Below are 10,264 nucleotides of genomic sequence, written 5' to 3' on the forward strand. Positions count from 1 at the left end.
CAATGGCATTGCGCCCAAAGCGGGGGGCGGTTCAAATCCAAGCTCGGAGGCGATTCTGAAAAGACGCAAATTTCCGCATTCCGGCGCGTCGGCATGACGCGCTTTTTTGCGGTTTTTGCGCGTTCCGATACTCAAAAAATCCTTTGACATTTCCGCGCAGTGCTTTTAACTGATTATAAAAAAGAATATTTATATATCCCTTGTATCCCATGAAAAAATTGATTCCCATTTTCGCCGCGGCTCTTGCGGCTTCGTCGGCTTTCGCCGTCAGAAATTTGGAGGGTACGCTTTCGGGCATCACCTCCTCCTCCATTCTAAATCCCATAACTTCCTATTCCGACTACTGGGCAATTCCCGACGGAAAAACGTTCACGGTGGACGTTTCGTGGGAGCTTAAAAAGAACGTCAGCGGCGACCTTCTAAAAGCCCCGGGAACGCTGGTTGTAAACGAGGGGCAGACTCTTACGCTCACTTCCGTTGTGAATCGCAATTCGGCGGAAGTTCCGTCGTTCGCGAAGGGCACTATCGACGGCGCGTTGGACATCAAAATGAGAAGCGCGGTCGTGACGTTCTCGAATGCGGACTTCACCGTAAACGGTTCGCTGAAAACCAACACAAAGACCTCTCTGCGAATCAAAAGCGGCACTCTCACGGTGTCCGACCAAGCCGAAAAAGGCTCGCTTATTTTGGACGGCGGCATTCAGGAGCGCGGCGTAAAGGGCGCGAACCCCAAGCTTGTCCTCAACGCCCCGTGGGCATTGGGCAATTCGATAAACTCAAAGGGCGTTGTTTCGTACAATGCCGACGTTTCCATGATGATTAACAACGACTGCGGCGTGTTTACAATAGAGCTCGGCGCGCCGCAGAGAATTAGGAACGTGGTTTTCGAAAAAAACAAAAATTCCGACCTGCGCTTCGCAATTACGGATTCGTCGGCAAGGCTGATTCTTGCGGACATTGCGCCAAGCAACGACAAAACGAGGCTCATAGATTCCACATCAAAGCAGTCAATCACGGTCGAAAATTTCAGAAACAACGCAATTTTCTTTACGGCGAACCTCACGTCGCGCTTTGCCGACGACAAAATCAAGGTGTCGGGCACGGGAAGCTCGGCTTCCAAATTCGGATATGTAGATGTTGTCGGCACGACGGCTGCCGGGGCGAAAATTTCCAACTTCAAGCTCGTAAAAGGCACGACGACCGACGCCGACGGCAAGAGCGTAAGCGGCTGGTGGCTGAACTCCGACTACACCGTTTCGACCGACCTCCCCTCGACGACCGGCGCGTACAAGGGCAGAAAAACGACCATGACTTTCGAGGCCAAGTCGCCCGTGGCAAACGCCAAAACAACCTACGAATGGTACTGCAAAAAGAAAGGCGAATCCGAATTTGCGCCGCTCGGTAAAAACTCGAAGTCGTACTCGTTTACGTTCGAAGAAACGATGGTCGGCGACCAGTACTACTGCGAGGCGACCGACGGCACGTTCACGGTGAAATCCACAACTACGACCGTCGCACTCGAAACGAACATCACTTTCCGCGAAGACCTCCCCGCAGAGCTTGCGGTTGTCGAAAACCGCAAGGGCAAATTCGAGGTTTCGATTGACTCGCCGCTCGACAAGCCCGAAATTTCCTACAAATGGTACTGGAAGAAAAACGGATCGTCGGCGTTCGAACTCGTTGACGGCGACACCGACACCTACGAATTTACGTTTACCTCCGACATGGTAGGCGACCAGTACTACTGTGTGGCAACCGACGGCAAAAACACCAAAAAATCGTCGGTTGCTACAATCGCGCAAAAGCCCGCAATCGAAATAAACGCGAACCTCCCCGAAACGGCGGAAACCTACGAAAAGAGCACCGTTGCGCTTTCGGTCGACGCCGTTTCCAACACCGGCTCGAAGCTTTCCTATGCTTGGTATTACAAGGCGAAGGGTGCGGCGGAATTCTCCAAAATTTCGGGTTCGAGCCGCACGCTCAAAGTCAAGGGGGCTATGAACCTCGACGGCGGCGAATACAAGTGCGTGCTTTCTAGCGCGGAATTCAAACTTGAAACGGCGGCGACAAAGCTCACCGTTAGGGAAATTCCCAGATTCACCGTTCAGCCCGTAAAATGCACGGTGTTCAGCGGCGGCAACGCAAAATTCGAAGTTCAGGCTACTGGCTATGACCTCCAATACGTCTGGCAGTACTACGATGCCGTCTCGAAATCTTGGATTAACATCGACACCGAAACGTCGAATGAGCTTATCGTTTCCAAAGCCGAGTTCGAAAGAAACGGCATGAAGTACAGGTGCGCAATTTCGAACGGCGGAGAATCCAACATAACGTATTCAAAAGCCGCCACGATGGTCGTAAAACAGACCGCGCAGTACGACAAACAGCCCGAATCCACAACCGTGATTATCGGCAAAAACGCCAAGTTCGCGGTCAAGGCGTCGGGGGCTTCGCGCATATACTACAAGTGGGAATACTGCGAGCCGAAATCCTCCGTCTGGAAAGAGGTTTCGGGCGCGTCAAAGGCAAGCCTTTCCGTATCCAAGCCGACAAAGGCCATGGACGGCCGCAAATATAGGTGCTACATTCTAAACGGCGGACTGTCCGACTGGCTCGTTTCGGAAACAGCCACGCTTTCGGTCAACGAAAAGACCGTGCTTTCGGAAGTCTCCAAACCCGCGTACGTCTTTGAAAACTCCTCCGTGGAGGTTTCCGTCAAGGCGCGGGCTGACACGTCCATTGTCTACAAGTGGCAACGCTACGAGAACAAGGCGTGGGTAGACGAAACGGCGGAGGCTAAAATCGCCGCCGAAGAGTCCGTTTTGAAGCTCAACGTTGCGGGTTCTTCTCTGTCCGCGCCCACAAACTTCCGCTGCCTTGTTTGGAGCGGCAACGGCGAAAACGCGCCGGTATCGATTTCCAAAACGATAAGAATAACCCCATGCGCGCTCACGGCAATCGGGCTGACCTCCAAGAGCGTTCTCTGCGCGTTCGACGGCGCGGACGCGTCGCGGGCGGATTCGCTTTGCAGGGGCAAGTTCGCGGTCAAGGCTACGGGCTACGGCTCTATTAAGTACAAGTGGTTCTTCTCCGAAGACAACGGCAAAAACTGGAACGAAATCAACGGCGCGAAGTCGGCGGCATACACCACCGAACGCCTTGTGGGTTCGGACTTCTCGCGCGTGTACAAGTGCGAGGCAACCAACCCCGCGGGCACGGTCAAGCTCGACGGAATCAAGGTAAAGCTTCTTAAACCGATGACGAACGCCGACGTTTCCAAAATCGCCGACATCACCTGCGCCAATACCGACTCCGTAAAGTTCGTCGCAAACACGACCTACGACAACGACGGCATCAAGCTCACTTACAGGTGGTATGTTGACAGGAACGACGGCAAGGGCTTTGTAAAGGTAAACGGCAGCAAGAAGGAACTTGTGGTCTCGCGTCCGAACGTTTCGCTCAGCGGCGCAAAGTACAAGTGCCTTGTAGCCAACGCGGGCAACGCAGATGGCGAGTTCGCCGAATCCGCCGCCGCCACGCTCACTGTCATAGAGTCCGCCGTGATGAAAAAAGGCCCGCAGGCGGTGGTCTCCGTTAGCGGCACGACGTCGGAATTCTCGGTGTCCGCAACGGGAAGCAACCTCAAATACATCTGGGAAATCCGCGACGCCGAAGGCAACGTGGTGTTCACCACGGAAACCACAGAGCCTACGCTCTCCTACGAATTTACCGAAGCGCTCATCGGCGGAACGGTCTCGTGCAGCGTCCAGAGCCGCCTCGCCGACGGCACGGCAATCGGCACAATTTCGACAAAAACCGCAACGGTAAACGTTCAGGAGGCTGTCGGAATCTCCAAGATTCAAATCAAGGAGGAAGGCGGCTATTCGATGGACGTAAGCGCAAGCTCGGCGGGAGCTGCGACATTCCGCGCGTCGTACAAATTCCCGTTCTCGATTAACGTCGAGGCTACGGGCTACTCGCCGACATACCAGTGGTACGAAAGCGTAGACGGCGGCGCGTTTGCGGAAATCAGAAACGCGAAATCGAAATCCTACAAGCCGAACGTTTCGGAAAAAACGTGGGTTGTGGACGGCGTCAAGATTGCGCGGAAATCGTATTTCTGCACGGTCTCGAACAAAAACGGCAGCGTGGTTTCGGCGGTGAACACGCCCGTAATCAACGTCGTAATCGGCGAGGCTCTCGCGCCCGTTTCGATTGCGGGCACTGGCATTGTCTTCCGCGCCGACGACGAAGAGGAGTACCCGACGCTCCACATGCTCTTCCAGGGCAGCGACGGTCTGAAAATCTTCGCAAGCAACATGGACCCGACAAAAACCTACGTGAAGTCGGCGTCGTACTGGTACAACAGGTCAAGCTCGATTACGGGCTACCTGAACTTCTCTTATACGACGGTTATCGACGGCAAAACCGAAACGAAGGAAATTATCGGCGCGTTGGGATTCTCCGACGACGGCGCGACAACCGCTTCGTTTACGGACGACAAAACCGTCTACATAGGGACTGTTGAACAAATCGGCGGCGGTGTCGCCCCCGACAAAATGACCAAAGACTTCACTGCGGTTTCGACCGACGGACTTACTTACAAAGTGGTAATGAGGGGCGGCAAAAATTGCGACCTCACCGTTGACGGCAAGACCGCAAGCTGCACATACTCCTACCTCCGAAGGCCGCAGTCTTGCGCGATATTCAAGGTGAACGGAAAGTTCTCGGACGGCTCGAAAATCGACGTCGAATTCAACTTCTGCTTCGTCTCCGAAACATACGCGTCGGGCATAATCAACAAAAAATCTACAAGCGCAAGCGGAGAGTCGATTTCGAACACAAGCGAAATGGCGGCGGTGTTCGCCAAGTAGCGCAGACTTTTTTGAAGACAATCCGCCCGACAAAATCGGGCGGATTTTTTTGCGCGGCTTCGGCTTTTGGGGCGTTCCCGCTTTTGTTCGCCGCCGATTTTTCCGAATGGAAAATGCGGGGCAAATCGGGATTTTGCGCGCGGAAACATCTGTTGACAATTCGCGGAAAATCTATGTAATAAAAGGCGAACAGATTTTTTTATCATGCAGGAAAGCAAACAGGAAGTATCGAAACCCAAAACAATCCGCGAAACTTTGCGCGCGGCGATAGACTGGGTGAAAATCAGACAGGCGGACGACGGCATGTGGTGCGGCCCGCTCGAAACAAACTGCTGCATGGAGGCGCAGTGGATTCTTGCGATGAAATTCATCGACTTCGACGACCACAAAAAGACGAAAGTCCTCCAATACATTCTCGACAGGCAGCGCGAGGATGGCAGCTGGGACGTCTACTACGGCTCGGAGCAGGGCGACATCAACACGACCCTCGAATGCTACTTCGCACTCCGCGTCAGCGGCTTCGATCCCGACGAGCCCGCGCTTGCAAAAGCCCGCAAATGGCTCATCGAAAACAAGTGGACAGAGCGCATCCGCGTGTTCACAAAATATTGGCTTGCGCTGTTCGGCGAATGGCCGTGGGCGCACACGCCCGTGATTCCGCCCGAAATCGTTTTCCTGCCCAAATGGTGCCCGTTCAATATTTACGACTTCGCTTCGTGGGCGCGCGCCACAATGATGCCAATCACAATTCTCTGCTCGCGCCGCCCGATTAAAGAGCTGCCCGAAAACCTCCGCCTCGACGAGCTTTTCCCCGAAGGCCGCGACAAGGTTGACTACCGCCTGCAACGCAAGAGCCACAAGGCGATAAGCTGGGACAACCTCTTCATGAAGCTCGACCACGCCCTACACGCGTACAACCGCTTCCCGATTAAGCCGTTCAGAGAGTCGGCAATCAAGCTCGTGCTCCAATGGATGCTCGAGCACCAAGACGAGGACGGCGCGTGGGGCGGCATTCAGCCCCCGTGGATTTACGGCATTCTCACGATGTATGTCGAGGGCTTCTCGCTCGACCAAATCAATATGTCGCGGGCAATCGACGCGTTCAACCTGCACTGGCAGGTGCCCCGCGGCGAGGGCATAATGCTGCAAGCTTCCGAAAGCCCCGTTTGGGACACTTTCCTTACGATGATTTCGCTCATGGACGCTGGCGAAACCCCCGGAACTTCCCCCGAGCTTCTCAAAGCTCTCGACTACGTTCTGGCTAAGGAAAACCGCTACCACGGCGACTGGTCCGTGATGGTGGGCAAGCACGTCGAGCCCGGCGGCTGGGCGTTCGAACGCGCCAACAACTACTACCCCGACATCGACGACGCGGCAATCGCAATCTGCGCGCTCAAACGCATTCAAAAACTTCTTCCGCGCGAAAGCACGCGCGCGCGCCGCGTAGACTCGGCAATCCGCAGAACCGTCAACTGGATTCTTGCAATGCAGAACCCGAACGGCGGCTGGGCGGCTTTCGACCGCGACAACACGCGCGAGCTTGTTACAAAAATTCCCTTCGCCGACTTCGGAGAAATGCTCGACCCTCCCAGCGCGGACCTCACGGGGCACGTCGTCGAAGCCCTCGCAATGTGCGGGTTCTCGCGCAACCACCCCGCAATCGCCCGCGCAATAAAATTCATGTACGACGAGCAGGAGGACGACGGCTCGTGGTTCGGACGCTGGGGCGTCAACTACATCTACGGCACTTGCGGAGTTCTGCCGGCGCTTACGGCTGTCGGCGACACTAAGGAGACGCCGCAAATCCGCCGCGCCCTCGAATGGCTTGCCTCAAAGCAGAACGCCGACGGCGGCTGGGGCGAAAGCATAGCCTCGTACATGGAGCCGAAATATTCGGGCACGGGCATTCCCTCGACGGCGTCGCAGACCGCATGGGCGCTCATGGCGATTATGTCGGCGGACGACAAAAACTACGACGAATGCATCGCCCGCGGCTGCAAATTCCTGTGCGATTCCCAACGCGCCGACGGCACTTGGGACGAACCCTATTACACGGGCACGGGCTTCCCCGGCTACGGACTCGGCGCAAAGGTGGATTTGCGCAAGGGCGCGCCGCTCCCGCAGGGCAAGGAGCTTGCCCGCGGCTTCATGCTCAACTACAACTGGTACAGACACTATTTCCCGATTACCGCGCTAGGACGCGCCGAAAAATATTTGGCATCACGCAAGCAAGGAAAATAGATGAAGAAAATAATATCGTTCGGAGAGATTTTGTGGGACGTTTTTCCCGACGGAAAAGTCCTCGGCGGCGCGCCGCTCAACTCGGCCTATTATTGTTCGAGCCTCGGCGCGGACGCAAAAATCGTGGGCGCGGTCGGGCGCGACGCCAACGGAATGGGCGCGCTCGAAACAATGTCGGCGCGGGGGCTTTCTACCGAACTCGTGTCGGCAAACGCGCGTCCCACGGGAGAGGCAAAGGTTTTGCTCGATTCTTCGGGAAGCGCGACCTACGAATTTTTGAAAGACTGCGCGTGGGACTTCATCGAATACGAACCCCGCGCCGCCGAAGCCGCGGCGTCCGCCGACGCGTTCTCGTTCGGCACTCTCGCCCAGCGTTCGCAGGTTTCGCGCAACACGCTCGCAAAACTTCTCGACGCGTGTTCCGCCTCGTGCCTCAAAGTGCTCGACGTCAATCTGCGCCTCGATTTCTACAACCGCGAAATTCTCGACTTTTCGCTGTCCCGCGCGGACGTCGCAAAAATGAACGAGTACGAGCTTGACGAGATCTGCAAGATTTTCCGCTACGAGGGCGACTCCCTCATGCGGGCAAAATTCGTTTTCGGCGCGTTCAACCTGAAATACCTAATCCTCACGCGCGGAAGCGAGGGCTACACCGTTTTCGAAAAGGGCGGCATGTTCATGGGCAAGGCAAAGCAGGTGAAAATTGTCGATACCGTCGGCGCGGGCGACGCGTTTCTTGCCGGCTTTACGATGTCGCTGCTCGGCGGCGGCGGCGCGGAGGAAGCGGCGGAAAAAGGCTCGCAACTCGCGGCGAAAGTCTGCTCGCACAGGGGCGCGTTCTGCCTGTAATTTCGGCTTTTTGAAGGGCGGCGTCCGTTTTGCGGACGCCTTTTTTTTACAGCCGCACGGAAAACGCGCCGACGCGCGTTGGGGACTGCTTTCGGACGGATATTTTGAAGCCGCCGCTTTTGCGCTTTGCGCCCGCGCCGCAGTCGCATTCAAGATTCAAATCGGGTTGCTCTTTGAATTCCCACTCCAAATAGTCTTCGATGTATTCTTCGAGGGAAAAATCGAGCATGTCGGCAAACATACGCAGCGCGTTCAATGTTTTGTTGTCTATTTCGAAAACAATTTTTACCCGATTGACGTTCATGAATAAATGCTAAAACCCGCAGAAAAAATATACAATATAAATTTTTATCTTTTTTTCTGGGGGGCATTCCCGTACGCGCTATCGGTTTTTCAGCTCCAAATAGATTTTTTTGAGGGCGGCGTAGTCTTCGTCTTTCGTCTTCGATTCAATGCGCCTGTCGAATTTGTCCGCCTGCTTGAATTCGTCGACAGCGGTTTTCATGCGGCGGTCGATGTCGGCTTCGGACTCCGTGGCGCGGCCGACGAGCCGCTTGCGAAGCTCTGCGATGGAGTCGGGCGCGACGAAAACGCTTGTGAGCCTTTCGGCGATTTCGGGGTTTTGCGAGGCGATTTTCCGCCATGTGTCCGCGCCCTGAACGTCGATGATGAGGACAAGGTCGTTGCCCGCCGCAAGGCTGTCGTGAACCGCCTTTTTCGACGTTCCGTAGTAGCGGTCGTGCACTTTTGCGTATTCGTAGAATTCGCCGTTTGCGATTGCCTTTTCGAAGGCTTCGGGCGAAAGAAAGTGGTAGTCTACGCCGTCGATTTCCGCGCCGCGCGGCGGGCGCGAGGTGCTTGTGATTACGCGCTTGACGTTCCCGAACTCGGAAATCAGCCTTTCGGCGACGGTGTTTTTGCCGCTTCCCGCGGGGCCGCTGATGATTAAAATTATGTTTTTGCCGGACATGGAATTAATATGTGGTTGACGCTATTACGAGGGCGGCGGCGCAAAAAAGCGATGCCGCGCCAAACGCGCGGGCGCGTTTGGGCTTTTCGTAGAGGAATGTCAGGAAGTCGCGGAGTCTGTACGGCACCGCGCCGAGGTAGAGGGCGGCGACGACGAGCGCGTATGTTAGGCTTACGAGAACGAGCCTCGACGCCGGCTCCTGCATGAACGCGGAGTCGAGAAATTCGCGCGAGAGCAGCAGCGAGAACACGCACAGCCCGCGCACCGAAAGGAAGTCCGAAAGGTAGAAGAACGCGAGGATTCCCGCGCCGCCGAAGACCGCCATCAGCAGTCCCTTGATGTTGCCGAAGTCGGACTCGCCCAGCTGCGAGAGCGTGTAGAGAAACCAGAGTCCGCTTCCGCCGAATGTGATTACCGCGGCTTTTGTGCTGCGCAGGAACGCGAACGCGCATTTTTCGAAGCGTTGCGGAAACAGCGCGAACGACAGTCCGAGCGCGGCGAGAATCAGCGCGAACAGATATGTGGATTGATACAAAGTCATGGCGCAAATGAATCAAAATTGGGCGCGGAAATCAAGCCATTTGCCAGTCAATCCTCACGCGGGCGTGCTCCCGCCCCGTTTCGGAGCGGATTGACGCGTAGGTTGATTCGCCGCGCACCTCACCGACGACGGACACCGCCGATTTCGGCTGAACCTCCTCCATGAAGCTTGCGAAAATTTTTGCGGGCTTGCGGAGTTCGGCGAAACTGTCGGGCACGGTTTCCGAAGCCCAGACGGCGAACACGGTGTTGTTGACGTGCCCGTTTAGGTCGATGTTGTCGTTGAGCGTTTCGAATTTGCGGACGCTAAGATTCGGGGCGGACTCGTCGGGCTTGCCGAATTTTTCGTCGAAGGAGACCGCGTTTGCGTGGGCGGGGTTGCGCGGCCAGTCGGGCAGTCTGTCGAGCTTTGCGATGCGCCTTGCGAGCACGTCGAAGAGCAGCCACTGCGAACGCGCCGTGAAGAGGGACTTGCCGTCGGCGTCGGTTGCCGCGAACTCGCGGTAGGTCGCGATTCTGTCGCGGTCGGACGCCCACGTTTCGATGCGGACGCGCTCTCCCCAGCGCGGAGTTCTTTCGATTTCAACGGCGATTTTCGAGAGCGCCCAGCCGAGGTTTTTCGGTTTGAGGTCGTTGTAGGCAACTCCGAGAATTTCGGCGTGCTCGGTGGCGATTTCCTGCAACATTTGCAGGAGCGCGGGAGCTTTGAGCCGCCCGAATCTGTCGGCGTCGGCAATTCTCACCTTGTAGCTTGTTTTGTGCGAATTTTCCATTTCCCGCAATTCAACTT

7 protein-coding genes are annotated in these 10,264 nt (G+C 55.9%); 3 read left to right on the forward strand and 4 right to left on the reverse strand.

Annotation, left to right across the window (positions count from 1 at the left end; translation table 11 throughout):
- The first annotated feature begins 209 nt into the window (after window positions 1-209).
- From P3B99_009280 to P3B99_009290, 3 genes are all read left to right on the forward strand, one after another.
- Window positions 210-4,874, forward strand: a complete 4,665-nt coding sequence (locus P3B99_009280) for a hypothetical protein (protein ID WYJ07388.1) — start codon at window positions 210-212, stop codon at window positions 4,872-4,874.
- A 204-nt stretch (window positions 4,875-5,078) separates the two neighbouring features.
- On the forward strand, window positions 5,079-7,115 hold the full coding sequence (shc, locus tag P3B99_009285) for a squalene--hopene cyclase (protein ID WYJ07389.1): 2,037 nt from the start codon (window positions 5,079-5,081) through the stop codon (window positions 7,113-7,115).
- The gene (locus tag P3B99_009290; GenBank protein WYJ07390.1) at window positions 7,116-7,964 is read left to right on the forward strand and encodes a PfkB family carbohydrate kinase; all 849 of its coding nucleotides are present in this window, start codon (window positions 7,116-7,118) and stop codon (window positions 7,962-7,964) included.
- Between the two features lie 46 nt (window positions 7,965-8,010).
- On the opposite strand, the gene P3B99_009295 is transcribed toward P3B99_009290, so the two are convergent.
- The 4 genes from P3B99_009295 to P3B99_009310 all read right to left on the reverse strand — a co-directional run bounded on the left by P3B99_009295 (window position 8,011) and on the right by P3B99_009310 (window position 10,247).
- Window positions 8,011-8,220: a hypothetical protein gene (locus P3B99_009295; protein WYJ07391.1), complete on the reverse strand. Its 210-nt coding sequence runs from the start codon at window positions 8,218-8,220 to the stop codon at window positions 8,011-8,013.
- Between the two features lie 126 nt (window positions 8,221-8,346).
- The gene (gene gmk, locus P3B99_009300) at window positions 8,347-8,934 is read right to left on the reverse strand and encodes a guanylate kinase (protein ID WYJ07392.1); all 588 of its coding nucleotides are present in this window, start codon (window positions 8,932-8,934) and stop codon (window positions 8,347-8,349) included.
- A gap of 4 nt (window positions 8,935-8,938) precedes the next feature.
- The gene (locus P3B99_009305; protein WYJ07393.1) at window positions 8,939-9,475 is read right to left on the reverse strand and encodes a hypothetical protein; all 537 of its coding nucleotides are present in this window, start codon (window positions 9,473-9,475) and stop codon (window positions 8,939-8,941) included.
- Between the two features lie 31 nt (window positions 9,476-9,506).
- Window positions 9,507-10,247 carry an acyl-ACP thioesterase domain-containing protein gene (locus tag P3B99_009310; GenBank protein ID WYJ07394.1) on the reverse strand — a complete coding sequence of 247 codons (741 nt, stop codon included), beginning with the start codon at window positions 10,245-10,247 and terminating at the stop codon, window positions 9,507-9,509.
- Window positions 10,248-10,264 lie beyond the last annotated feature (17 nt).

This window comes from Opitutia bacterium KCR 482 (assembly GCA_029269845.2).
Classification (GTDB): domain Bacteria; phylum Verrucomicrobiota; class Verrucomicrobiia; order Opitutales; family Intestinicryptomonadaceae; genus Merdousia.